The following is a 23,371-nucleotide window of genomic DNA, read 5'->3' as shown; positions in this document are numbered from 1 at the left end:
GATCTCGTGCTGCTTCAGCCAGTTCCGCAGCGTCTCGCGGGAACCGATGCCGAGCTTGTCGGTGACCGCCTGCAGAGCGGCCGTCTCGTTCGGGTAGTCGCCGCGCACCTCGGCAACCATGCGCACCGCACGACGGCGGAGCTCAAGCGGGTAACGGGAAGGTCGTGCCATGACTCGATCCTTTCATGAAATCGAGTCTCCATTCGAATCGGGGCGGTTCAGGTCAATGAGCGGCAACTCTCGGTGCTGCAGTGGGTGCAAGACGGGTGCCCTGCCGGCGTTTGGGAGACCAGCTCCTACAAGAGCACCTGTCAGGCACTGCAGAACCGGGGCCTGGTCACGGTTTCCCGGAAGGCCGGGCAGTGGAGCGTAACCCTGACGAGTGCTGGCCAGCACTACCTGGCGCACGGCGCGTACCCTCCCCGCGGGCCACGCCCGCCGAAGACCCAGGCCGCCGCTCCACGACCCCAGTCCACCCGAGCACAGGAATCTCCGGCCGCCGAGCGGAGGCCAAGCCCTCCATCACAGCCTCGGGTGACGTTCACGGAGCAGCTGCTGCAAGAGCTCGCGGAGGCCGGCTGCAGAATCGTCAAGAGCGGCAGCGGTCCGGACTTGGAGAAGTGGCCATCCCGCGTCGCCGCGGCACGCCGGTCCGGAAGGGTCCCGGAGACGAAGGAGCTGTACGGGGGTTGGTGCCAGGGAGGGTACGAGATCAAGCTCGTCGACATCTCCGCCTGGCGCCTCGCCGTCCTCGAACCCGTCCCCGTTCCCTCCCGGCTCACGCGGCCGCACACCGTGGTCCGGGCCATGCAGAACGAACAACAGCCACTGGGCCTCACGAAGCCCGTCCAAGGACGTGCCCTCCGGCTCGTCCAGGCGCTGATCACCGCTGCCGAGGCCGAAGGACATTCCAGCTCGGCAGGACAGACCGGCTTCGGGCCCCCGCCTCATCGCCGTCGTAGGGCATCTCCCCACTTCACCATCACCGCACAGGGCCAGACTGTGGGGTTCCTTGTCCTCCAGGAGCAAGACCGGACCGAGCACGTCGCCACCGAGAAGGAACTCACCGCGGCCAAGAAGGACTCCTGGGTCAGGATCCCCCGCTTCGACTACACCCCGTCCGAGCGTCTCCGCTTCGTCCTCAGCGGCGGCCAACCGCATCGGGCCAGCGAATGGTCCGATACCCCCGGCCACCCCCTGGAAGACCAGCTCGCCGAGATCGCCCAGGAGGTCACCCTCCGCGGCGAAGCCGCCGAACGCAGACGCCTAGACGAGATCGAAGTAGCACGCCAGAAGCGCATCCGCTGGGAAGCCGCCATGGAAGAAGCCCGAATCCGGTACGCCGAGGCGTACCGCGTCAGGCACTTCGAGGCACAGGAAGCGACATGGCGCCACGCCACCCGACTGACGGAGTACGTGAACGCTGTACGCACCCGGGTCGAGACCATGCCCCCAGGCCAGACCCGGACCGAAGCCGAAGCCTGGATCGACTGGGCAGCAGCCCGCGTGGAGCGCCTCGACCCACTGAACACACCGCCCCGGCTGCCCGACATTCCCGAGCCACGCCCCGACGACCTGAAGCCCTTCCTCGGGCACTGGAGCCCCTACGGCCCCACTTACTGACGCACGCTCCGCCACACGTCCGGCCCGCCGAAGTCGGCAGCAGCGCGCCTGCCACCGCAACCAGCGGCGGGCGCCGTAACCCGGCGGAATCTTCTTCAAGTTCCCGCAAAACCAGCCTACGGGAGCGCGCCTCCCAGCGAACGTGACCTGCACGATCGGCCATGTGGCGTACCGTCAGAACGAGCGTCACGAGCGTCATTTCAGCGTCAAGATATCGTCCGCAACGCCCACACCGCACATAATGCGCACGGGAGAAACCGCAGGTCAGGAGCCCTTCGCGGCCGGTTCGAGGATGGCGACACACTCTACGTGGTGCGTCATCGGAAACAGGTCGAACGCCCGCAGCGTCCGCACCCGGTATCCCCCCTCGCGGAAGTACGCCAGGTCGCGGGCCAGGGCCGCCGGGTCGCAGGCGACGTAGGCGATGCGGCGGGCGCCCAGGCCCGACAGGTGCTCGATCGTGGCCCTGCCCGCACCCGCGCGCGGCGGGTCGAGGACGATGAGGTCGGTCTCGGTGATGCCGGTGCGCGGGAGGATCTGGTCGACCTTGCCGTGCTCGATGCGGACGCGGTCCAGGTCCTTGAGGTTGTGACGGGCGTCCTCGACGGCGCGCTTGCCGGACTCGATGCCGAGGACCGCGCCCTTCTCGCCGACGCGCTGACCGATGGCGCCGGCGAACAGGCCGACGCCGCAGTAGAGGTCGAGGGCGGTGTCGCCCTTGCGGGGAAGGAGGCCCTGCATGACGGCGCGGACGAGGGTGTCGGCGGCCTGGGGGTGGACCTGCCAGAAGCCGCCGGAGCCGACGCGGTAGGTGCGGTCGTCGGCGCGTTCGCGGACGAAGGCGCGGCCGTGCACCCGGTGGACGCCGCCGTCGCGTTCGTCGACGCGCATCACCGAGACGGGCTTGTCGAGTGCGACGAGGGGCAGCCGGGCGCCGGGCCTCGGGGTGAGGATGACCTGACGGTCGTGGGAGCCGGTGGCGGCGATGGCCTCCACCGAGGCCATGCCGGGCCATTCCCGCTTCTCGATGCCGAGTTCGGTGACGCCGGGGGCGGCGATCAGGCAGCGCTCGACGGGCTCCACGTCGTGGGAGCGGTGCTTGCGCAGGCCGGCGCGTCCGTCCTCGTCGATGGCGTACTGGACCCGGGTGCGCCAGGCCGGCACCTGGCCCGCCGGAAGCTTGTCGCCCTCGGCCGGGATGACGGTGCCGTCCCAGCCCGCCTCCTCGGGGGTGAGGCCGGCCAGGCGCCGGAGCTGTTCGGCGATCACCTCGCCCTTGAGCCGGCGCTGCGCGCCGGGCTTGGCGTGCTGCCAGTCGCAGCCGCCGCACTTGCCGGGGCCCGCGTACGGGCAGGGCGCCTCGACACGGTCCTTGGACGGTTCGAGGATGCGTACGGCGTCGGCGCGCAGGAAACGGGAGTCGCTCGCGCCCTCGGTGACTCGGGCGACGACCTTCTCGCCGGGGAGCGTGTGGCGTACGAAGAGGACCCGGCCCTCTTCGGTGCGGGCGATGCAGTGGCCGCCGTGCGCGACGGGGCCGACCTCGACCTCGTACTCCTCCCCGACCAGCGACGACGTGGGTTCGTTCTGCATGACGGGGTGACTCCAGGTTTCGGGGCGGGACAGCCGGACGACGACCTGCGGCTCGGCCGGACGACGACCCACGAGTCTACGTCGGTGTCGTCCGGCCGTTCACCACGTACGGGCCGGGGAGCCGGCGGGGCCCCGGCCCGGGGTCCTGTCAGTCCTTGTTCGCGGGCTCCTTGGGCCTGCGTTCCACGGGCCCGCGGCGCACCGCGCCCGGCGCGTTCCACTCGGCGCGCTTCCTGGCCCGCAGCTTCGCCGCCTCGGAGGACTCCAGCTGGTACGGCACCGAGGTCACCATCACGCCCGGGGTGAACAGCAGCCGTCCCTTGAGACGCAGGGCGCTCTGGTTGTGGAGGAAGTGCTCGTACCAGTGGCCGACCACGTACTCGGGGATGTACACACTGACCACGTCGCGCGGGCTCTCCCGGCGCAGGTTCTTCACGTAGTCGATCACCGGGCGGGTCACCTCGCGGTACGGGGAGTCGAGGATCTTCAGCGGGATGTCGATGCCGCGTCGCTCCCAGTCCTCCCTGAGGGCCTTGGTCTCGGCGGGATCGACGCTGATGGAGAGCGCCTCCAGCTTGCCCGAGCGGATCAGCTTGGCGTAGGCGAGGGCGCGCAGGGTGGGCCGGTGCAGCTTGGAAACCAGGACGATCGAGTGGACCCGGGAGGGCCGCATCTTCTCGTCGGCCGGGGTCTCGTCGGCCGCGATCTCCTCGGCCACGCGGTCGTAGTGCCTGCGGATGGCGGTCATCGTCGCGTAGAAGATCACCATGCCGAGCAGGGCGACCCAGGCGCCGTGGGTGAACTTGGTGGCGAGCACGACGACGAGCACCGTGCCGGTCAGGAAGGCACCGAAGGTGTTGATCGCGCGGGAGCGCATCATGTGGCGGCGCTTGGCCCGGTCCTTCTCCGTCGCCAGGTGGCGGTTCCAGTGCCTGACCATGCCGATCTGGCTGAGGGTGAAGGAGACGAACACACCGACGATGTAGAGCTGGATCAGCCGGGTCGAGTCCGCGCCGTAGACCCAGGTCAGCAGGATCGCCGCGCCCGCGAGCAGCACGATGCCGTTGGAGAAGGCGAGCCGGTCGCCGCGGGTGTGGAGCTGGCGGGGCAGGTAGCGGTCCTGGGCGAGGATCGAGCCGAGCACCGGGAAGCCGTTGAACGCGGTGTTGGCGGCCAGGAAGAGCACGAGCGCGGTGGCCGCGGCCAGGACGACGAAGAAGAACGTGCCGTCGCCGAAGACGGCCGCCGCGACCTGCGAGATCACCGGGTCCTGGACGTAGTCGGCGCCGGCCGGGACTCCGTTGTGGATCAGGTCCCGGGCCGGATTCTCGGCCATCTTCACGTCGGTGGCCATGGCCAGGCCGATGATGCCGCAGAACATCGTGACGGCCAGCAGGCCCATCATCGCGAGCGTCGTCGCGGCGTTCCGGCTCTTCGGCTTGCGGAAGGCGGGCACGCCGTTGCTGATCGCCTCGACACCGGTGAGCGCGGCACAGCCGGAGGAGAAGGCCCGCAACAACAGGAAGACCAGCGCGAAACCGGCCAGTCCCTCGTGCTCGGCCCTGATCTCGAAATCGGAGGTCGGGGCGTGCATGGTGTCCCCGAGGGCCAGGCCCCGGAACGCACCCCAGATGATCATGATGAAGACGCCCGCCACGAAGAGGTACGTGGGGATGGCGAAGAGCTTGCCCGACTCCTTGACGCCGCGCAGGTTCATCAGTGTGAGCAGCACGATGGCCGTGATCGCGGCCGCCGTCTTGTGCTCGACGACGAACGGGATCGCGGACCCCAGGTTCTCCACCCCGGAGGCGATCGACACGGCGACGGTCAGCACGTAGTCGACGAGCAGTGCGCTGGCCACGGTGAGCCCCGCCTTGGGCCCGAGGTTGGTGGTGGCGACCTCGTAGTCGCCACCACCGCTCGGGTAGGCGTGCACGTTCTGCCGGTACGACGCCACGACCGTGAACATCAGGACGACGACGGCGAGCGCGATCCAGGGGCTGAAGTGATAGGCCGACACGCCCGCGATGGACAGCACCAGCAGGACTTCGCCGGGTGCGTACGCCACCGAGGACAGCGGGTCGGATGCGAAGACAGGCAGTGCGATGCGCTTGGGGAGGAGCGTTTCTCCCAGCTTGTCGCTGCGCAGCGCCCGTCCGATCAGAATCCGTTTGGGCAGGTCGGTCAGTTTGGACACGCAGAGGATCGTAAGCGTTCCATATGGAAGGTGCAGAACTGTGGGCGCCGTGGCCCGCCATTTCCCTGCGCTCAGCCGAAACCGCCACGAAATCCTTAACGAAATCCTTGCGCCCGCGCGTCGGAAACCGCGCCGGGGAACTACGCACAGAAACTGCGCACCGGCACTGCGCCGGGCCCCGAGGCGCTCCGTACGAGCGACCCGCAAGCCCCCGCGCAGGCGCCGGCGCACGTGTGCTCAGGCGTCCTGGAACAGAGCGCTGTAGCCATTGAGCGCGGGCTGACCTCCGAGATGTGCGTAAAGAACGGTGGAATCCCGCGGGATTTCGCCGCGTGACACGAGATCGATCGTTCCCGCCATCGATTTCCCCTCGTACACGGGGTCGGTGATCATTCCTTCGGTACGGGCGGCGAGCCGCATCGCGTCGAGCGTGGTGTCGTCGGGAATGCCGTACGTGCCCGCGTGGTAGCGCGCGTCCAGTTCGATGTCGTCCGCGGTGATCTCCCGGCGCACCCCGATGAGCCGTGCGGTGGCCGCGGCGATCCGGGCGATCTGCTCCCGGGTGCGCGTGGGGTCGGCGGAGGCGTCGATGCCGAGCACGCGTCGTGGCCGGCCGCCCGCCTCTTCGAGCGCGGCGAATCCCGCGACCATGCCGGCCTGGGTGGAACCGGTCACCGAGCAGACGACCACCGTGTCGAAGAAGACGCCGAGCGCGCGTTCCTGCTCGGCGACCTCGTACGCCCAGTTCGCGAAGCCGAGTCCGCCGAGCGGGTGGTCCGAGGCTCCGGCGGGGATGGCGTACGGCCTGCCGCCGTCCTCCTCGACCTCGCGCAGCGCCCACTCCCAGCTCTCCTTGACGCCGATGCCGAAACCGGCGCGCACCAGGCGCACGTCGGCCCCGGCCAGGCGGCTGATCAGGATGTTGCCGACCTTGTCGTAGACGGCGTCGGGCCAGTCGACCCAGCTCTCCTGGACGAGTACGCACTTGAGGCCGGTGCGGGCGGCGACCGCCGCGACCTGGCGAGTGTGGTTGGACTGGACGCCGCCGATGGAGACGAGGGTGTCGCAGCCCCGCGCGAGGGCGTCGGCCACGAGGTATTCGAGCTTGCGGGTCTTGTTGCCGCCGTAGGCGATGCCGGAGTTGCAGTCCTCCCGCTTGGCCCAGACGGCGGCGCCGCCGAGGTGGTCGGTGAGCCGGTCGAGGCGGTGTATGGGCGAGGGGCCGAAGAGGAGGGGGTGACGATCGTACGAGGAGAGCGAGGCGGGAGGGGCGGACGGGGACGGGTGAGCGACGGTCGGCAACGGGGACGAAGAGGACTGGGGTGCTGCGGGCATCACGGAGGCTCCCTCGGTCGGGGCGGGTCGGGGCTGTGCTCGGAGCGGGGTTGCGATCGGCTTGCCGAAGTGGTTGTCGGCTCGCCGGGGGCGAGGCAGGGGGCGACCGGCTGTCGGCGTCGGGGACGATGATCGGACGCCCTACTGCGGCGTACGGGCATTGGCTCGTACCGGTACTGGCACTGAGGCGTGCGGGTACTGACACGTACTGGCACCGGGGCGTACGGGTCTCGCGGGCGCCGGTGCTGCGTGCTGCGTGCTGCGTGCTGCGTGCTGCGTGCTGGGAACGCCTACGCCGAGTGCTCCTCGGCAGGGTCGTCGGCGAGTTCTTCGAGTGCCCGCCAGATCTCGGCCGTGATCCGGACCGCCGCGTCGGTGTCGCGCGCCGCGCACGCCTCGATCAGCCGGTCGTGCAGTTCCGCGGAACCGTGCGCCGCGCTCGCCGTGCCGAACCGCCTCCACTCCAACCGCCGGATCAGAGGCGTGTAGCGCTCGACGGTGGCGGCCACGGCACGGTTGTCGCAGGCGATGACGAGCACGTCGTGGAGCCGGTCGTCGGCGCGCAGCGCCTCCGCCACGTCGCCTCGGCGGGCCGCGTCCCGGAACGCGTCGTTCGCCTCGCGCATCGCGGCGAGGCCCGCGTCCGTGAGACGGGGCACGGCGGTCCGGGCGGCCAGTTCGTGCATGGCCCGTACGACGGCCGCCGCGTCCCGGACGTCGCGCGGGACCAGGCGGGTCACCCGCGTGTAGCTCTGCGGCTTGGACTCCACGAGCCCCTCGCCGGAGAGCCGGGACAGCGCCTCGCGGACCGGCGCCCGGGACAGCCCGAGACGTTCGGCGAGGTCCGCGTCCCGTACGGGGGTGCCGGGCGGGATCTCGCCATGCACGATCGCGTCACGGATCGCCTCGTACGCCGTTTCCCGCAACAACGTCCGTCGGACAGGACGCAGGGTCCGCAAGGTCTCCATGAACTGACATGTTAGATGTCTGTCCTGGTCGAGCTCAAGGGTCGCGAGAAGGCCGACCCCGAGGGACCCGCATCCGCGAGCGACGAGGGCCGCAGGAAGCCCGAGCAGCCGGTGCGTGCATGACGTCGTGGCGCCGCCACGGTGCGTGCGCCCGCTCCCCCGGGAACGCGCCCGCCCCGTCCGAACGCGCCCGCCTCGTGCGAATGCCCCTGCCCACGGGTGCACCGTCCTCACGGACGGGCTCCCGGCATGGCAGGGTGGCCGGAACCGACCGCTCCGTCGACACGGTGCGATGGCCGGAACCGGGCGCACTGCCCGGCCTCCGTCGCGGACGCGTCGAAAGCGCGGTCGGATGGGGCTTCGCGCTTCCCGCCGCATAAGCTCATCCTGGGCAACGGGACGGACCGTTGCCCCGTTGTTTTGCCCGGCAAACTGAGGAAGAAGTGTGAGCAGGGTGTTTTCGCAGGTCAGCCGGATGACCAGGACTGCGAGGTAGGCACAAGGTGCACATCGTCATCATGGGCTGCGGGCGAGTGGGAGCCGCTCTCGCGCAGACCCTGGAGCAGCAGGGGCACACGGTCGCCGTCGTCGATCGGGACCCCACGGCGTTCCGGCGTCTCGGGTCGGGCTTCGGTGGGCGGCGCGTCACCGGTGTGGGCTTCGATCAGGACACCCTCCGTGAGGCCGGGATCGAGGAAGCCGGCGCGTTCGCCGCGGTGAGCAGCGGTGACAACTCGAACATCATCGCGGCCCGGGTGGCCCGCGAGATGTTCGGCATCGAGAACGTCGCGGCGCGGATCTACGACCCTCGGCGCGCCGAGGTCTACCAGCGTCTGGGCATCCCCACGGTCGCCACCGTGCGCTGGACCGCGGACCAGATGCTGCGGCGGTTGCTGCCGTCGGGCGCCGAGCCGCTGTGGCGCGACCCGAGCGGTGGCGTACAGCTGGCGGAGGTGCACACCACCCCGTCCTGGATCGGCCACAAGATCAGCACCCTTCAGGAGGAGACGGGCGTCCGCGTGGCCTTCCTCACCCGTCTGGGCGAAGCCATACTGCCCAGCTCGCAGACGGTGCTGCAGGAGGGCGATCTCGTCCACGTGATGATGCGTACGGACGAGATCGCGAAGGTCGAGGCGGCCTTCGCCGAAGGGCCCGAGGAGGGCGGTCACTGATGCGTGTCGCGATTGCCGGTGCCGGCGCGGTGGGCCGTTCCATCGCCGGCGAACTGCTGGAGAACGGGCACGAGGTGCTGCTCATCGACAAGGCGCCGACGGCCATCTCGGTGGAGCGGGTGCCGATGGCGGAGTGGCTGCTGGCCGACGCCTGCGAGATCACCTCGCTCGACGAGGCGGCCCTCCAACGCTGCAACGTCGTGATCGCCGCGACCGGCGACGACAAGGTGAACCTCGTCGTCTCGCTGCTCGCGAAGACCGAGTACGGCGTGCCGAGGGTCGTCGCCCGGGTCAACAACCCCAAGAACGAATGGCTGTTCAACGAGGCGTGGGGGGTCGACGTGGCGGTCTCCACGCCCCGTCTGATGTCGGCCCTGGTCGAGGAGGCGGTGAGCGTCGGTGATCTGGTACGGCTGCTGCGCTTCAGCCACGGCGACGCCAACCTGGTCGAGCTGACGCTGCCTCCGGAGTCGGCACTGGCCGGCACCCAGGTCGGCGATGTGGCCTGGCCCGAGGACACCTCGCTGGTCACCATCATCCGCGGGCAGCGGGTGCTGACGCCGAGCACGGAGGAGACGCTGGAGGCCGGTGACGAGCTGCTGTTCGTGGCCGCGCAGGCCCGCGAGGAGCAGTTGGAGGATCTGCTGTCGGTGCGTCGGGGCGACTCGGAGGGCTGACGCGGCGCGCACACGGGCGGTACGCCGAGGGCCCGGAACCTGTTCCATGGTTCCGGGCCCTCGTGTCCGCCGATGCCGTCGACGCGTTCAGAAATCCTGGGAACGGGTCGCCGCCCCCGCCTCGGCCGCCGCACGGGCCTCCGCCTTGCGGGCCTTCTCGGCCTGTTCCTCCGCCTCCATCTCGGCGAAGACGTCGATGGGCGGCGGCGCCTTGGCGAGGAAGACCCAGGTCAGGTACACCGCGAGAAGGAACGGCGGGATCTTCAGGGCGACCAGGACCCAGCCGAGCTGGGTGGTGTCGGCCCACCAGTACAGCGGGAAGAGGATCGCGCACTTGGCGAGCAGGATCAGGCCCCAGGCGTAGCTGGCCTTGGCGTACGCCTTCTTGCGGCCGGGGTTCCTGGTGCGCCAGGAGAGGTTCTCCTTGAAGACCGGGCCGAGGATCAGACCGATCAGCGGCACCCCGGCGAGGGTGGTGACCAGGTAGGCGAGGGCCAGGCCGAGCGTGTAGAGCATGCCCGGCAGGTAGAAGTCCTTGGCATTGCCGGTCATCATCGCGAAGACGACACCGAAGGCGACGCCGAAGACACCGCTGAAGGCGTGCTTGACGGTGTCCTTGAGGACCAGCCGTACGGCCACGAGGACCAGCGACACCACCAGGGCCGCGATGGCCGAGACGTGCAGGTCCTTGTTGATCGTGAAGATCGTGACGAAGAGCAGCCCGGGAACGACTGTCTCCACCATCCCCCGGACCCCGCCGAACGCCTCGAAGAGCGCGGCCTCCGTGACCGCCTTCGCTTCGGCCTCCTGGGGGTCGGTGCGGGTGATGCGGTCCGTGTCGGACGTCGGCTTGTCGTGAGACGTCACCGGCTACTCCTTGCCGAGCGGTCGGAGTTCGTATTTGGGGTTGAACAGCACCCGGCGTCCGTGACTCATGGCGATCCGGCCCGAGGCGATGAGCTTGCGGCCCGGTTCTATGCCGACGATGGAGCGCCGGCCCAGCCAGACCACGTCCAGCGGCGCGGTGCCGTCGAACAGCTCCGCCTCCAGGGCGGGTACTCCGGCGCGCGGTCGCAGGGTGACGGTCCGCAACGTACCGGTCACTTTCACGATCTGCCGGTCGGTGCATTCGGAGATCCGCGTACAGCCCGAAGCCTGCGAGTCCTCCTGCAGCTCCTCGGACTCCAGGTCCTCCTGGGAGCTGGACAGTCGGTCGAGCATCCGCCGGAAGCGGCCGGAAGGCTTCTCCGCCTTACCGGACCTTCCGGGCTTCTCGAATCGAGGAACAGCACTCATACCCGAAGGGTACCGGTCCCCGGTCCGCCGAGTGGGTGTCCGGTCTCACTCGAACGGGTTCCCGAAATGGCCGCCGGGCCCCACCGTTGGCGACCCCACGCGCCGGCCGAATCGACCGCAGGCGCCTCCAGCCCCGGGCGCCCCCTGCGACACGCGTACCTACCCGACACGCGCGCCTGGCCGGGCGCACGTCCGCCGGGCACGCCTGCCCCGCACGCCCGCCCCCGCACACCCGTCTCAGCCGCGTTCGAAGCGGTAGCCCATCCCCGGTTCGGTGACGAAGTGCCGGGGGTGCGAGGGGTCGGCCTCCAGCTTGCGCCGCAGCTGTGCCATGTAGACCCGCAGGTAGTTGGTCTCGGTGCCGTACGAGGGCCCCCAGACCTCCTGGAGCAGCTGCTTCTGGCTGACCAGCCGGCCGCTGTTGCGGACCAGGACCTCCAGGAGGTGCCATTCCGTGGGGGTGAGCCGCACGTCGCGTCCCGCGCGCTGGACCTTCTTCGCCGCCAGATCGACGGTGAACTCCCCGGTCTCGACGATCACGACGTCGTCGGAGCCCTGCCCGCCGACCGGTTCGGCGCGGCGTACGGCGGCCCGCAGCCGGGCCAGCAGCTCGTCCATGCCGAACGGCTTGGTCACGTAGTCGTCGGCACCCGCGTCCAGCGCCTCGACCTTCTCGTCGGAGGTGTGACGGGCGGAGAGCACCAGGATCGGCACCCGGGTCCAGCCGCGGAGCCCCTTGATCACCTCGACGCCGTCCATGTCGGGCAGGCCGAGGTCGAGGACGACGACGTCGGGGTGGCGTGCGGCGGCGAGCTGGAGCGCGGTGGCGCCGTCGGGCGCGGCGTCCACCTCGTACTTGCGCGCCTTCAGGTTGATCACGAGGGCGCGTACGATCTGCGGCTCGTCGTCGACCACGAGCACCCGGGTCATGGGGGCCCTGCCTTTCTGCTGTAGGGCGACCGCCCGTGCGGCGGTCTGCGGTGCGGCGGCCTTCCGGGACCGCGGGAGGATCGGGGTGTCCCGCGCGGTCACGGGACGGCCCGCTCGGACAGGTCGCGGCCGATCGGGACGTGTCCGACGTGTCCCGGCGCGGCCTTCAGCGTGAGCACCATGGTGAGCCCTCCGCCGGGGGTGTCCTCGGCGCCCAGTGTGCCGCCCATGGACTCGACGAACCCGCGGGCGACGGCCAGCCCCAGTCCGACGCCCGCACCGCGCGGGGCGTCACCGTAGCGCTGGAACGGCTCGAAGATGCGGTCCTTGGCGTCGTCGGGGACGCCGGGTCCGCGATCGGCCACCCGCAGCTCGACGCGTTCGCCGAGCGCACTGGCGGCCACGGTGACGCGTTGCCCGTCCGGGCTGTACTTGACGGCGTTCTCGACGATGTTGGCGACGGCCCGTTCCAGCAGCCCGGGATCGACGTCGACCATCGGCAGGGTCTCCGGGATGTCCAGGTCCACACTGCCCTCGGGGACGCCGCCGAGCGCCATCGGGACCACCTCGTCGAGGTCGATCTCGCGGATCAGCGGGGTGACGGTGCCCGTCTGCAGCCGGGACATGTCGAGGAGGTTGCCGACGAGGTGGTCGAGCCGGTCGGCGCCGTTCTCGATGCCCTCCAGCAGTTCGGCCTCGTCCTCGTCGGACCAGGCGACGTCGTCGGAGCGCAGCGAGCTGACGGCCGCCTTGATGGCGGCCAGCGGGGTGCGCAGATCGTGGCTGACTGCGGCGAGGAGCGCCGTCCTGATCCGGTTCCCCTCGGCGAGCCGCCGCGCCTCCTCCGCCTCGTCGACCAGGCGCTGCCGTTCCAGTACGACGGCGGCCTGGGCGGCGAACGCGCCGAGCACCCGTCGGTCCTCGGCGGGCAGCACCCGGCCGGAGAGCGCGAGCGCCATGTGGTCGCCGACGGGCATGTCCACGTCGGCGTCCTCGGGCCGGGCCACCGGCCCCGGCCCGACGCTCCCGGCGCAGGTCCACGGGTCGACGTCGCTGCGCCGTTCCAGCAGCGCGACGGACTCCATGGCGAACGTCTCGCGCACCCGCTCCAGGAGCGCGTCCAGGCTGGTCTCGCCGCGCAGCACACTGCCGGCCAGGAAGGAGAGGATCTCCGACTCGGCGCGCAGCCGGGCCGCCTGATGGGTGCGGCGGGCCGCCAGATCGACGACCGAGGCGACCGAGACCGCGACCGCGAAGAAGATCACGATGGCGACGATGTTCTCCGGGTCCTGCACGGTCAGGGTGTGGGTGGGCGGCGTGAACCAGTAGTTCAGCAGCAGCGAGCCGACGGCGGCCGACGCGAGGGCGGGCCGGAGCCCGCCGAGCAGGGCCGCGAGGACCGTCATGAAGAGGAACAGCAGGACGTCGTTGGCCAGCCCGGGGCCGTTGCCCAGTTCGCGCAGCAGCAGGGTGAGCAGGACCGGGCCGCCCACGCCGACCAGCCAGCCCCAGATGCTGCGGACCCGGCCCAGCCGGGCGCCGCGGGCGAGGGGCAGCCCGCGGCCCTTGGCGACCTCGTCGTGGGTGACGATGTGGACGTCGAGGTCGGGGCCGGAATCGCGGGCGACGGTGGCGCCCACGCCCGGTCCGTAGATGTACTGCCACGTCTTGCGGCGGCTGGAGCCCAGGACGATCTGTGTGGCGTTCACCCCGCGGGCGAATTCGAGCAGTGCCGAGGGGATGTCGTCGCCGACGACGTGGTGGAAGGTGCCGCCGAGGTCCTCGACAAGGGTGCGCTGGACGGTCAGTTCCTTGGGCGAGGCGGAGGTCAGTCCGTCGCTGCGGGCGATGTAGACGGCGAGGATCTCGCTGCCGGAGCCCTTGGCCGCCATCCGGGACGCGCGGCGGATGAGCGTGCGGCCCTCGGGGCCGCCGGTGAGTCCGACGACGATGCGTTCGCGGGCCTGCCAGGTGGTGCGGATGTTGTGCTCGCCGCGGTACTGCTGGAGGTATTCGTCGACCCGGTCGGCGACCCAGAGGAGGGCCAGCTCGCGCAGGGCGGTCAGGTTGCCGGGGCGGAAGTAGTTGGACAGGGACGCGTCGATCCGGTCCGGCTTGTAGATGTTGCCGTGGGCCATCCGGCGGCGCAGGGCCTGGGGCGACATGTCGACGAGCTCGATCTGGTCGGCCCTGCGGACGACCTCGTCGGGAACGGTCTCGCGCTGCCGTACCCCGGTTATCGACTCGACGACGTCACCGAGCGACTCCAGGTGCTGGATGTTGACGGTGGAGATCACGTCTATGCCGGCCTTCAGGAGTTCCTCGACGTCCTGCCAGCGCTTGGCGTTGCGGGAGCCCGGCACGTTGGTGTGCGCCAGTTCGTCCACCAGGGCCACGGCTGGCGCGCGCTCCAGGACCGCGTCGACGTCCATCTCCGTGAAGAGGACGGAGCGGTACTCGATCCGGCGGCGCCGGACCTGCTCCAGACCGTGCAGCATCACCTCGGTGCGCGGGCGGTCGTGGTGCTCCACGAAGGCGACGACGCAGTCGGTGCCCCGCTCCACGCGGCGGTGTGCCTCGGAGAGCATCGCGTACGTCTTGCCGACGCCGGGTGCCGCGCCCAGGTAGATCCGAAGTTTGCCGCGTGCCATGGCCCCATTGTCTTCTCGAAAGCCGGCTGCGGCCGATGCGGCAGCCATCTCGAAAACTACCCCTCCGATTCCCGGCAAATAGGGCAGGGGGTGGGGGTGGGGACCGAATTGACAGGATTCTGACGCCCGGGACCGCGAGTCCGGCCCCCGACGGCGCCCTCACCCTCCCGAGACGCGCGGCGGGCAGTACCCACGCCGCGGCGCACGGCCGGCATCACCCCGCTCGGGACGCACGGCCGACAGCGCCACCCGCCCGGTGCGCGACCGGGGGTGCCCTCGTCGCGGCACCCCGCCGACGGCGCCCTGATCGCGGCACAACGGCTTCGCGACAACTTCCTGACATCGGCCGGACAGCCTTGGGCGGGTCAGCCGGTCCGCCGGTCCACCCGGGTCATTCCCTGTCCTCGAAAGCGTGTGCATGACGACACGAAGGAGCTTCACCGGGCCCGCCACCGGGGCCCTCACGGCGGCCCTCGCCGTGATCCTGTCCCTGTCATCGGCCCCGTACGCGGCCCCCGCCGACGCGCGGCCCCGTTCGACCGCCGCCGCCCCGCACTCCTCTGCGGTCCCCCGCTCCCCCGCCGTCCCGACCGTCACCGAGCAGCAGGTGATGCCGCATCTGCGCGCCCTGCAGCGCATCGCCGACCGCAACGGCGGCACCCGCGCACACGGCACGAAGGGGTACGCGGAGTCCGTGGCGTACGTGAAGCGCGCCCTGGACCGGGCCGGCTTCCGGACCCGGCTGGTCCCCTTCACGTACGCGGGCGCCACCGGCCACAACCTGATCGCCGACTGGCCCGGCGGCGACCCGGACCACGTGCTGCTGACCGGTGCCCACCTCGACAGCGTGCCGGAGGGGCCGGGAATCAACGACAACGGCTCCGGCTCGGCCACCGTCCTGGCCGCCGCCCTCCAGGTGGCCGAGTCCGGTCTCGCGCCGCGACGCCACCTCCGGTTCGCGTGGTGGGGCGCGGAGGAGCCGGGGCTGATCGGTTCGGCGGACTACGTCAAGAAGCTGTCCGCGGCCGATCGACGCAGGATCGACGTCTACCTCAACTTCGACCAGACCGGCAGCAGGAACACCGACAAGTGGCTCGTGGTCCACGACGACGAGCGCGGCGAGACCGAGGCCCAGCAGGCGTTCGAGGCATGGTTCGCCAAACGTGGCATCCCGACGTTCGACATCGGGGTCAGCGGCTCGGACCACGAGTCGTTCGGGGACGCGGGCATCCCGTCGTCCGGCTTCAGCACTGGCATCTCCGACTGCATCCACGAGGCGTGCGACGGCCTCGCCAATGTCGATCCGAAGACGGAGAAGACCAGCACCGACGCCGTCGTCGCCGTGCTGTGGAAGCTCGCCTCCACCGCTCCCCGACGCTGACCGCGGCCCCAAAAGGCCGAGAACGCGCGACACCGCGAGCCCGGCACCCACCGGCCCGTAAGCCGCGGGTCCAGATGTCACCAGTCCACACATCACCGGTCCGGAGATCACGAGTCCGGACCGTCAAGAACCCAGGACCGAGGCGATCGAGAGATGCGCAGACCGTCGAACCACCGCCGCAGGACCACCACCGCCCTCGTCGCCGTGATCGGCGGAATCACCCTGGCCGCCGTCCCCGCCTCGGCCGCCGTCGGGGGTTGGGGCGTCGGCGACCCGTACTTCCCCGACGACGGCAACTCCGGCTACGACGTCTCCCACTACGACGTGCGGATCGCCTACGACCCTGCGCGCACCGACCGCCTCGACGGCGACACCACGGTCACCGCCCGCGCCCTGACCGGCCTGGACCGGTTCAGCCTGGACCTCAAGGGCTTCACCGTGGCATCGGTCGCCGTGAACGGCACACCGGCGAGGAAGTTCTCCCGGGAAGGTGCCCACGAACTGGTCGTCACCCCGGCCCGCCCGGTCGCGAAGGGCTCGACGTTCACCGTGCGGGTGAAGTACGCCGGGAAGCCCGACGCCGAGGGCTGGCACACCCTGAAGAGCGGCGGCGCGTACGTGGCGGGCGAACCGCACTCCGCGACCTCCTGGTACCCCGCCAACGACCACCCGTCCGACAAGGCCACCTTCGCGCTCACCGCGACGGTGCCCGACGGCTGGACGGCGATCGGCAACGGGCTGCCCGGACCGGAGACCGTCGAGAACGGCCGCAGGACCTTCCGCTGGTCCGAGGACAGTCCGATGGCCACGTACCTCAGTACGGTCGCCATCGACCGGTTCACCGTCCACCGGGGGAAGACCGCCGCGGGGACGCCCGTCATCACGGCGTACAGCCCGGACGCCGAGATCGACCCGGAGGCCGAGGCCGAACAGACGGAGATCCTGAACTTCCTGACCACGAAGTTCGGCCCGTACCCCTTCTCGTCGGCGGGCGCCGTCGTCGTCGGCGCCACGAAGGAGCCCGTCGACGGCCCCATCGCCCTGGAGACGCAGAGCCGCCCCACGTACGGCGCGATGCTCTTCGACGCGTCGGTGGTCCATGAGAACGCCCACCAGTGGTTCGGCGACAGCGTCTCGTTCAAGGACTGGCGCGACGGCTGCGTCGCGGAGTGCTTCGCCCAGTACGCCGGGCAGTTGTGGGAGGAGCACAAGGGCGCCGACCTCGACACGGACTACTACCGGACCGAGGTGGAGGACAACCGCGACGACCCGTCGTTCTGGTCCGTCAGACTCTACGACCCGGGCCCGGGAAGGGAGTTGGACCCGGCGCTGTACTCCAAGGGCTCGCTGATGCTGCACGCCCTGCGCCGCACGGTGGGCGACGAGGCGTTCTTCCGCACGCTGCGGACCTGGACCCGCGACCACGCCTACGGCAACGCCTCGTTCCGGCAGTTCGAGGCGCTGGCGGCGAAGGTCTCGGGCCAGGACCTCCGGGGCTTCTTCTCGGCCTGGGTCGACGGCACCGTGATCCCTGCGGAGCGGTACCTCTACCCGGGCGGCCTCGCCGGACCGGCCGCACGGCGCTGAACCAGCGGCACGGCGCCGGACCGGCCCGGCACGCCCGGAGCGGGCGGGGGCCGCGTCGTCGGGGAGGAGACGACGTGCCCCCCTCTCCCCCTCAGCGGTCGTTCACCAACTGCCGTAGAGAGATGTTGAGTTGGAGGACGTTGACCGTCGGTTCCCCGGCGATGCCGAGGATCCTGCCCTCCGTGTTCCGCTCGACCAGCCTCTTCACCTCGGCGACGGGAAGGTGGTTCCGCTCGGCCACGCGCCGCGCCTGGAGCCGGGCGTACGCCGGGGAGATGGCCGGGTCGAGGCCGGAGCCCGAGGAGGTGACCGCGTCCGGCGGCACGTCGGCGGGGTCGACGGGGTGGCCGGGGACCGAGTTGTCCCTGACGACGTCGGCCTTGGCGGCCTTCACCTGGCCGACGAGCTTCTTGTTGTCGCCGGCCAGGTTGGTCGCGCCGGAGACGAGCAGCCGGTACTGGGTGTTGACGCTGTTGGTGCCGAGGCCCGCGGACGGGCGCGGCTGGAACCATCGCAGGTCCGGGGCCGCCGCGGCCTGGCCCTTCTTCAGCGGCAGGTCGTATCGCTGGCCGATGAGCTCGGAGCCGACGACCCTGCCGTTCTCGGTGATCTCGGATCCGTTGGCCTGATGGGGGAAGACGCCCTGGGCGATGCCCGTCACGGCGAGCGGATAGAGCACACCGCAGACGACGGTGAGGACCAGCAGGGCACGCAGCCCGGCCCAGAGCAGCCGGGCGGTGTTCGCTACGGATTCGTTCATGGCAGCTCAGCCGATTCCTGATTTCGGTTGGGTCCGGGAGAGGGAACCCGTCCCGGGGACGACGGCTCGGTCGGACCCGGACGAGGGCTCGGTGCAGCCCGGACGTGGGCTCAGTGCAGCCCGGGAATGAGGGAGATGATCATGTCGATGGCCTTGATGCCGAGGAACGGGGCGACCAGACCGCCGAGGCCGTAGATCCCGAGGTTGCGGCGGAGCATCGAGTCGGCGCTGTTGGGCCGGTAGCGCACGCCCCGCAGGGCGAGCGGGACCAGCGCGACGATGATCAACGCGTTGAAGACGACCGCCGAGAGGATCGCGGACTGCGGCGAGGACAGCTGCATGATGTTGAGCTTGTCCAGGCCCGGATAGACCGCCGCGAACATCGCCGGGATGATCGCGAAGTACTTCGCGACGTCGTTGGCGATGGAGAACGTCGTCAGCGCGCCGCGGGTGATGAGCAGCTGCTTGCCGATCTCCACGATCTCGATCAGCTTCGTCGGGTTGGAGTCCAGGTCCACCATGTTCCCGGCCTCCTTCGCGGCCGAGGTTCCGGTGTTCATGGCCACGCCGACGTCCGCCTGGGCCAGCGCCGGGGCGTCGTTCGTGCCGTCGCCGGTCATCGCGACGAGCTTGCCGCCGGACTGCTCCCGCCTGATGAGGGCCATCTTGTCCTCGGGCGTGGCCTCGGCGAGGAAGTCGTCGACGCCCGCCTCCTCGGCGATGGCCCGTGCGGTCAGCGGGTTGTCGCCGGTGATCATGACGGTGCGGATGCCCATCCGGCGCAGTTCGTCGAACCGTTCCCGCATGCCCTCCTTGACGACGTCCTTGAGGTGGATGACGCCCAGGACGCGGGCGCCCTGCTCGTCCTCCAGCGCCACCAGCAGCGGGGTGCCGCCGGCCTCGGAGATCCTGTCGGTGAGCTCCCGAGCGTCCGGCGAGACGGTGCCGCCGCGTGCCTCGACCCAGCCGACGACGGCACCGGTCGCGCCCTTGCGGACGCCGCGTCCGTCGATGTCCACGCCGGACATGCGGGTCTGGGCGGTGAACGGGACCCAGGTGGCCTGCCGCAGTTCGCCGTGGTGGCGCTCGCGCAAGCCGTACTTCTCCTTGGCGAGCACGACGATCGAGCGCCCCTCGGGCGTCTCGTCGGCCAGTGAGGACAGCTGGGCGGCGTCGGCCAGCTCGGCCGCCGTCGTGCCCTTGACGGGGACGAACTCGGACGCCTGCCGATTGCCGAGGGTGATCGTTCCGGTCTTGTCGAGCAGCAGGGTCGAGACGTCCCCGGCGGCCTCGACGGCACGTCCCGACATGGCGAGCACGTTGCGCTGCACGAGTCGGTCCATGCCTGCGATGCCGATCGCGGAGAGCAGCGCGCCGATGGTCGTCGGGATGAGGCAGACCAGCAGTGCGGTCAGCACGATGATCGACTGCTCACGGCCGGCGTGGGCCGCGAACGGCTGGAGGGTGACGACGGCGAGCAGGAAGACGACGGTGAGGGACGCGAGCAGGATGTTCAGCGCGATCTCATTGGGCGTCTTCTGTCGGGCGGCCCCCTCGACCAGGGCGATCATCCGGTCGATGAAGGTCTCGCCGGGCCTGGTGGTGATCTTGATGACGATGCGGTCGGAGAGCACCTTGGTGCCCCCGGTGACGGCGCTGCGGTCGCCGCCCGATTCCCGGATCACCGGCGCGGACTCGCCCGTGATGGCGGACTCGTCGACGCTCGCGACGCCCTCGACGACGTCACCGTCGCCGGGGATGATGTCGCCCGCCTCGCAGACCACCAGGTCGCCGATGTGCAGGTCCGTGCCCGGCACCCGTTCCTCTCCGCGGTCGGTGACGCGCCGGGCGACGGTGTCGGTCTTCGCCTTGCGCAGGGTGTCCGCCTGCGCCTTGCCGCGCCCCTCCGCGACCGCCTCCGCCAGATTGGCGAAGATCGTGGTCAGCCAGAGCCAGGCCGCGATCGCCCAGCCGAACCAGTCGCCCGGGTCCAGGCAGGCCAGCGCGGTGGTGAACACCGAACCGACCAGCACCACGAACATCACCGGGGACCTGGCCATCGACCGCGGGTCGAGCTTGCGTACGGCGTCCGGGAGCGAGGTGAGCAGCTGGCGGGGGTCGAACAGTCCCCCGCCGACGCGTCCTTCGCCCGTGCGGCCCGTGGGCGTGTCCCGGTGCGGTGCCCGGGCCGGAGTGACATGGGACATCGGGTCCTCTTGCTTCGTACGGGAGTTCATGACGCCAGCCCTTCGGCCAGCGGTCCCAGCGCCAGGGCCGGGAAGTAGGTCAGCGCGGTGACGATCAGGACCGTGCCGACCAGCAGACCGCTGAAGAGCGGCCGGTGCGTGACGAGGGTTCCCGCGGTCGCCGGTACGGGCCGCTGCCCGGCGAGGGAGCCGGCGAGCGCGAGGACGAAGACCATCGGCAGGAACCGGCCGAGCAGCATCGCGAGGCCGATCGTCGTGTTGAACCACTGCGTGTCCGCGTTCAGCCCGGCGAACGCCGAACCGTTGTTGTTGGCGCCCGAGGTGTACGCGTACAGCACCTCGGAGAACCCGTGCGCGCCGGGGTTCAGGATCGAGTGGGGCGGCGTGGGCAGGGCGACCGCCAGGGCGGTGAAGCAGAGCACCAGGGCCGGGGTGATCAGGATGTAGCAGGCGGCGAGCTTCATCTCGCGGGTGCCGATCTTCTTGCCGAGGTACTCCGGTGTGCGGCCGACCATCAGCCCCGCGATGAACACCGCGATGATCGCCATGATCAGCATGCCGTAGAGACCGGACCCGACACCGCCGGGCGCGACCTCGCCCAGCTGCATGCCCAGCAGCGTGATCCCGCCGCCGAAGCCGGTGTACGAGGAGTGGAAGGAGTTCACCGCGCCGGTGGACGTGAGCGTCGTGGCGACGGCGAAGATCGACGACCCGGCGATGCCGAACCTGGTCTCCTTGCCCTCCATCGCGCCGCCCGCGACGTCGAACGCGGGCCCGTGGTGGGCGAATTCGGTCCACATCATCAAGGCGGTGAAGCCCAGCCAGATGGCGCCCATCGCCCCCAGGATCGCGTAGCCCTGCTTGGGCGAACCGACCATCCGGCCGAACGTCCGGGTCAGCGCGAACGGGATGACGAGTATCAGGAAGATCTCGAAAAGGTTGGACAGTCCGTTGGGATTCTCGAACGGATGGGCCGAGTTGGCGTTGAAGTAGCCGCCGCCGTTCGTGCCCAGTTCCTTGATGACCTCCTGCGAGGCCACCGCGCCACCGCGCCACTGCTGCGAGCCGCCCAGGAACTGGCCGACCTCGTGGACGCCGGAGAAGTTCTGCACGGCACCGCAGGCGACCAGCACCAGCGCCCCGACCACGGAGACCGGCAGCAGGACGCGCACGGTGCCGCGCACCAGGTCGGCCCAGAAGTTGCCGAGTTCACCGGTGCGGGACCTGGCGAAGCCGCGAACCAGGGCGATCGCGACGGCGATGCCGACGGCCGCCGAGACGAAGTTCTGCACCGCGAGGCCGCCGGTCTGGACGACGTGGCCCATGGCCTGTTCGCCCGCGTACGACTGCCAGTTGGTGTTCGCCACGAACGACGCGGCGGTGTTGAACGCCTGGTCGGGGTCGATCGAGGCGAAGCCCAGCGATCCGGGCAGACTGCCCTGGAGCCGCTGGAGGAGGTAGAGGAAGAGGACACTCACCGCGGAGAAGGCGAGCACACCGCGCAGATAGGCGGGCCAGCGCATCTCGGTGTCCGGGTTGGCGCCGATGGCCTTGTAGATCCACTTCTCGACCCGGAGGTGCTTCCGGGAGGAGTAGACGCGGGCCATGTGGTCGCCCAGGGGGCGGTACACCAGGCCCAGCGCCACGACGAGCGCGAGGACCTGGAGCGCTCCGGCGAGGACGGGGCTCATATCGGGCTCAGAACCTCTCCGGGTACAGCAGGGCGAGGACGAGATAGCCCAGCAGGGCGACGGCCACGACGAGGCCGACGACGTTCTCGGCGGTCACAGCCTGGCCACCCCCTTGGCGACGAGGGCCACCAGCGCGAACACCGCGATCGTGGTGACGACGAAGGCCGGATCAGCCATCGTGTGCTCCTGGATGAGGTACGGGATTCTCTGACCCCTTGAGCAAACCCCGCGTCGATGCCGTTCCGACGTGCGTTGATGGCTTCCTTACGGCGTTCGGGTGGCCTTTGACGGAGCACATACGTGCCCCATACGCGCCCCCTACGCGCGCCTCTCGCGCGCCTCTGGGCCCGGCCCGCTCCCCGCCTCACACGTGTCCCGCCGCCTCACACGTCCCGCTCCCGGCTCGCTCCCGAACGCGAAAAGACCGGTGGGCCGTACCCCCTCCGCAAAGGGGGTACGGCCCACCGGCCTCGGATCGATTCGGCACGGGCCGCGGCCCGTGCCGCCGTGCCCTGCCGCCGAGTCCGCTCAGCGCACCTCGGTGATCTCCGGGCCGCGCTGGAGCTGGCCCATGCCGCCGGAGAACCGGGAGCTCTCCTGGTCCTCCTGCTGGACGCCCTCGGGCACCATCTGGGCATCGTTGGGAAGCTTGAGGACGATCGGGTCGCGGGGCGCCATCGGGCCGTCGCCGCGGACGACCACGGTGTCCCGGAAGATCGTCTCCAGCAGCCCGGCGGCCTCCGGCTGCACGGCACCCTGACCGGAGATCACTCCGCGCAGGAACCAGCGCGGGCCGTCGACACCGACGAAGCGCACCAGCTGCGCGCCGCTCGTGCCGTCCGGGAGCTGTACGGGGACCTGGGCGCGCAGTTCCCAGCCCAGCGGACCCTCGACCTCGTCGATGATCCCGCCCTGCTGGGTGATGCCCGTGGCGATCTCCTCGCGGACCTCGCCCCAGATGCCCTCCTTCTTGGGGGCGGCGAACGCCTGGAGCTGGACGGCGCTGTCGCGCAGCACCACCGTCGCGGCGACGATCGCGTCGCCGGCCACCTCGACGCGCAGCTCCATGCCCTCGACGCCGGGCACGAACATGCCGCCCAGATCGACCCGGCCCTCACCGGGCTGGGAGACCTCGGTGATGTCCCACGGCCCGTCCGGCCGCGGCGCCGGCGGGAGATTCACCCGGCGCGGGCCGCCGTCGGCCGCGTCGGTGCCATCGTGCTCGTCGACGACCTGCTCGGCCTCGCGCGCTTCGTCCGCCACGTCCTCGGCGGAACCACTCTTCTTGCGACGTCCGAACACG

At 70.5% G+C, this 23,371-nt stretch carries 18 protein-coding genes; 5 read left to right on the top strand and 13 right to left on the bottom strand.

The window, feature by feature from the left end; translation table 11 throughout:
* Positions 1 to 534: 534 nt before the first annotated feature.
* The gene (locus tag AB0E67_RS27975; RefSeq protein WP_362031687.1) at positions 535 to 1,623 is read left to right on the top strand and encodes a hypothetical protein; all 1,089 of its coding nucleotides are present in this window, start codon (positions 535 to 537) and stop codon (positions 1,621 to 1,623) included.
* 264 nt (positions 1,624 to 1,887) lie between these two features.
* On the opposite strand, the gene AB0E67_RS27970 is transcribed toward AB0E67_RS27975, so the two are convergent.
* The 4 genes from AB0E67_RS27970 to AB0E67_RS27955 all read right to left on the bottom strand — a co-directional run bounded on the left by AB0E67_RS27970 (position 1,888) and on the right by AB0E67_RS27955 (position 7,707).
* Positions 1,888 to 3,216 carry a class I SAM-dependent RNA methyltransferase gene (locus AB0E67_RS27970; RefSeq protein WP_362031685.1) on the bottom strand — a complete coding sequence of 443 codons (1,329 nt, stop codon included), beginning with the start codon at positions 3,214 to 3,216 and terminating at the stop codon, positions 1,888 to 1,890.
* Positions 3,217 to 3,364: 148 nt separating this feature from the next.
* Positions 3,365 to 5,413 carry an APC family permease gene (locus AB0E67_RS27965; protein ID WP_362031683.1) on the bottom strand — a complete coding sequence of 683 codons (2,049 nt, stop codon included), beginning with the start codon at positions 5,411 to 5,413 and terminating at the stop codon, positions 3,365 to 3,367.
* A gap of 237 nt (positions 5,414 to 5,650) precedes the next feature.
* A complete protein-coding gene (locus AB0E67_RS27960; RefSeq protein ID WP_362031681.1) occupies positions 5,651 to 6,748 on the bottom strand; it encodes a 1-aminocyclopropane-1-carboxylate deaminase in 1,098 nt (365 codons plus the stop codon).
* 290 nt (positions 6,749 to 7,038) lie between these two features.
* Positions 7,039 to 7,707 carry a GntR family transcriptional regulator gene (locus AB0E67_RS27955; protein WP_362031695.1) on the bottom strand — a complete coding sequence of 223 codons (669 nt, stop codon included), beginning with the start codon at positions 7,705 to 7,707 and terminating at the stop codon, positions 7,039 to 7,041.
* 512 nt (positions 7,708 to 8,219) lie between these two features.
* Between AB0E67_RS27955 and AB0E67_RS27950 the strand changes: the two genes are divergently transcribed.
* A complete protein-coding gene (locus tag AB0E67_RS27950; RefSeq protein ID WP_073789829.1) occupies positions 8,220 to 8,888 on the top strand; it encodes a TrkA family potassium uptake protein in 669 nt (222 codons plus the stop codon).
* Positions 8,888 to 9,565 carry a TrkA family potassium uptake protein gene (locus AB0E67_RS27945; protein ID WP_362031679.1) on the top strand — a complete coding sequence of 226 codons (678 nt, stop codon included), beginning with the start codon at positions 8,888 to 8,890 and terminating at the stop codon, positions 9,563 to 9,565. The genes AB0E67_RS27950 and AB0E67_RS27945 overlap by 1 nt, the downstream gene beginning before the upstream one ends.
* 87 nt (positions 9,566 to 9,652) lie before the next feature.
* On the opposite strand, the gene AB0E67_RS27940 is transcribed toward AB0E67_RS27945, so the two are convergent.
* The 4 genes from AB0E67_RS27940 to AB0E67_RS27925 all read right to left on the bottom strand — a co-directional run bounded on the left by AB0E67_RS27940 (position 9,653) and on the right by AB0E67_RS27925 (position 14,442).
* Entirely contained in the window at positions 9,653 to 10,432 is a 780-nt protein-coding gene (locus AB0E67_RS27940; protein ID WP_362031677.1) for a DUF3159 domain-containing protein, read from the bottom strand.
* 3 nt (positions 10,433 to 10,435) lie between these two features.
* Positions 10,436 to 10,861, bottom strand: a complete 426-nt coding sequence (locus AB0E67_RS27935) for an OB-fold nucleic acid binding domain-containing protein (RefSeq protein WP_360110278.1) — start codon at positions 10,859 to 10,861, stop codon at positions 10,436 to 10,438.
* A gap of 237 nt (positions 10,862 to 11,098) precedes the next feature.
* Entirely contained in the window at positions 11,099 to 11,791 is a 693-nt protein-coding gene (locus tag AB0E67_RS27930) for a response regulator (RefSeq protein ID WP_073789836.1), read from the bottom strand.
* Between the two features lie 98 nt (positions 11,792 to 11,889).
* Positions 11,890 to 14,442 (bottom strand): sensor histidine kinase KdpD, encoded by a 2,553-nt coding sequence (locus tag AB0E67_RS27925; protein WP_362031674.1) that lies wholly within the window; start codon positions 14,440 to 14,442, stop codon positions 11,890 to 11,892.
* Between the two features lie 418 nt (positions 14,443 to 14,860).
* Here AB0E67_RS27925 and AB0E67_RS27920 point away from each other — a divergent pair, with 418 nt between their 5' ends.
* Positions 14,861 to 15,823 (top strand): M20/M25/M40 family metallo-hydrolase, encoded by a 963-nt coding sequence (locus AB0E67_RS27920; protein ID WP_362031672.1) that lies wholly within the window; start codon positions 14,861 to 14,863, stop codon positions 15,821 to 15,823.
* A 153-nt stretch (positions 15,824 to 15,976) separates the two neighbouring features.
* Complete coding sequence (locus AB0E67_RS27915) at positions 15,977 to 17,410, top strand: M1 family metallopeptidase (RefSeq protein ID WP_362031670.1); 1,434 nt, start codon at positions 15,977 to 15,979, stop codon at positions 17,408 to 17,410.
* 91 nt (positions 17,411 to 17,501) lie between these two features.
* Here AB0E67_RS27915 and AB0E67_RS27910 read toward each other — a convergent pair whose 3' ends face one another.
* The 5 genes from AB0E67_RS27910 to AB0E67_RS27890 form a co-directional block, all read right to left on the bottom strand.
* On the bottom strand, positions 17,502 to 18,170 hold the full coding sequence (locus tag AB0E67_RS27910; RefSeq protein ID WP_362031668.1) for a potassium-transporting ATPase subunit C: 669 nt from the start codon (positions 18,168 to 18,170) through the stop codon (positions 17,502 to 17,504).
* Positions 18,171 to 18,280: 110 nt separating this feature from the next.
* Positions 18,281 to 20,407: a potassium-transporting ATPase subunit KdpB gene (kdpB, locus tag AB0E67_RS27905; protein WP_362031666.1), complete on the bottom strand. Its 2,127-nt coding sequence runs from the start codon at positions 20,405 to 20,407 to the stop codon at positions 18,281 to 18,283.
* Complete coding sequence (gene kdpA / locus AB0E67_RS27900; RefSeq protein ID WP_362031664.1) at positions 20,404 to 22,068, bottom strand: potassium-transporting ATPase subunit KdpA; 1,665 nt, start codon at positions 22,066 to 22,068, stop codon at positions 20,404 to 20,406. The genes kdpB and kdpA overlap by 4 nt, the downstream gene beginning before the upstream one ends.
* A gap of 7 nt (positions 22,069 to 22,075) precedes the next feature.
* Positions 22,076 to 22,165 carry a K(+)-transporting ATPase subunit F gene (gene kdpF, locus AB0E67_RS27895; protein ID WP_037777601.1) on the bottom strand — a complete coding sequence of 30 codons (90 nt, stop codon included), beginning with the start codon at positions 22,163 to 22,165 and terminating at the stop codon, positions 22,076 to 22,078.
* Positions 22,166 to 22,596: 431 nt separating this feature from the next.
* Positions 22,597 to 23,370: a DUF3710 domain-containing protein gene (locus tag AB0E67_RS27890; protein WP_362031662.1), complete on the bottom strand. Its 774-nt coding sequence runs from the start codon at positions 23,368 to 23,370 to the stop codon at positions 22,597 to 22,599.
* Position 23,371 lies beyond the last annotated feature (1 nt).

It is taken from the genome of Streptomyces sp. NPDC032161, assembly GCF_040636995.1.
In the GTDB taxonomy this organism is placed as follows: domain Bacteria; phylum Actinomycetota; class Actinomycetes; order Streptomycetales; family Streptomycetaceae; genus Streptomyces.
Note: the sequence above shows the minus strand (reverse complement) of the source record. Positions and strands in the feature narration are given on the sequence as shown.

Excerpts from the sequence above, each read along its gene's own strand:
- AB0E67_RS27970 (WP_362031685.1), bottom strand. The coding sequence starts at position 3,216 with ATGCAGAACGAACCCACGTCGTCGCTGGTCGGGGAGGAGTACGAGGTC.
- kdpA (WP_362031664.1), bottom strand. The coding sequence starts at position 22,068 with ATGAGCCCCGTCCTCGCCGGAGCGCTCCAGGTCCTCGCGCTCGTCGTG.
- AB0E67_RS27925 (WP_362031674.1), bottom strand. The coding sequence starts at position 14,442 with ATGGCACGCGGCAAACTTCGGATCTACCTGGGCGCGGCACCCGGCGTC.
- AB0E67_RS27935 (WP_360110278.1), bottom strand. The coding sequence starts at position 10,861 with ATGAGTGCTGTTCCTCGATTCGAGAAGCCCGGAAGGTCCGGTAAGGCG.
- AB0E67_RS27945 (WP_362031679.1), top strand. The coding sequence starts at position 8,888 with ATGCGTGTCGCGATTGCCGGTGCCGGCGCGGTGGGCCGTTCCATCGCC.
- AB0E67_RS27910 (WP_362031668.1), bottom strand. The coding sequence starts at position 18,170 with ATGAACGAATCCGTAGCGAACACCGCCCGGCTGCTCTGGGCCGGGCTG.
- AB0E67_RS27920 (WP_362031672.1), top strand. The coding sequence starts at position 14,861 with ATGACGACACGAAGGAGCTTCACCGGGCCCGCCACCGGGGCCCTCACG.
- kdpB (WP_362031666.1), bottom strand. The coding sequence starts at position 20,407 with ATGAACTCCCGTACGAAGCAAGAGGACCCGATGTCCCATGTCACTCCG.
- AB0E67_RS27915 (WP_362031670.1), top strand. The coding sequence starts at position 15,977 with ATGCGCAGACCGTCGAACCACCGCCGCAGGACCACCACCGCCCTCGTC.
- AB0E67_RS27960 (WP_362031681.1), bottom strand. The coding sequence starts at position 6,748 with ATGCCCGCAGCACCCCAGTCCTCTTCGTCCCCGTTGCCGACCGTCGCT.
- AB0E67_RS27930 (WP_073789836.1), bottom strand. The coding sequence starts at position 11,791 with ATGACCCGGGTGCTCGTGGTCGACGACGAGCCGCAGATCGTACGCGCC.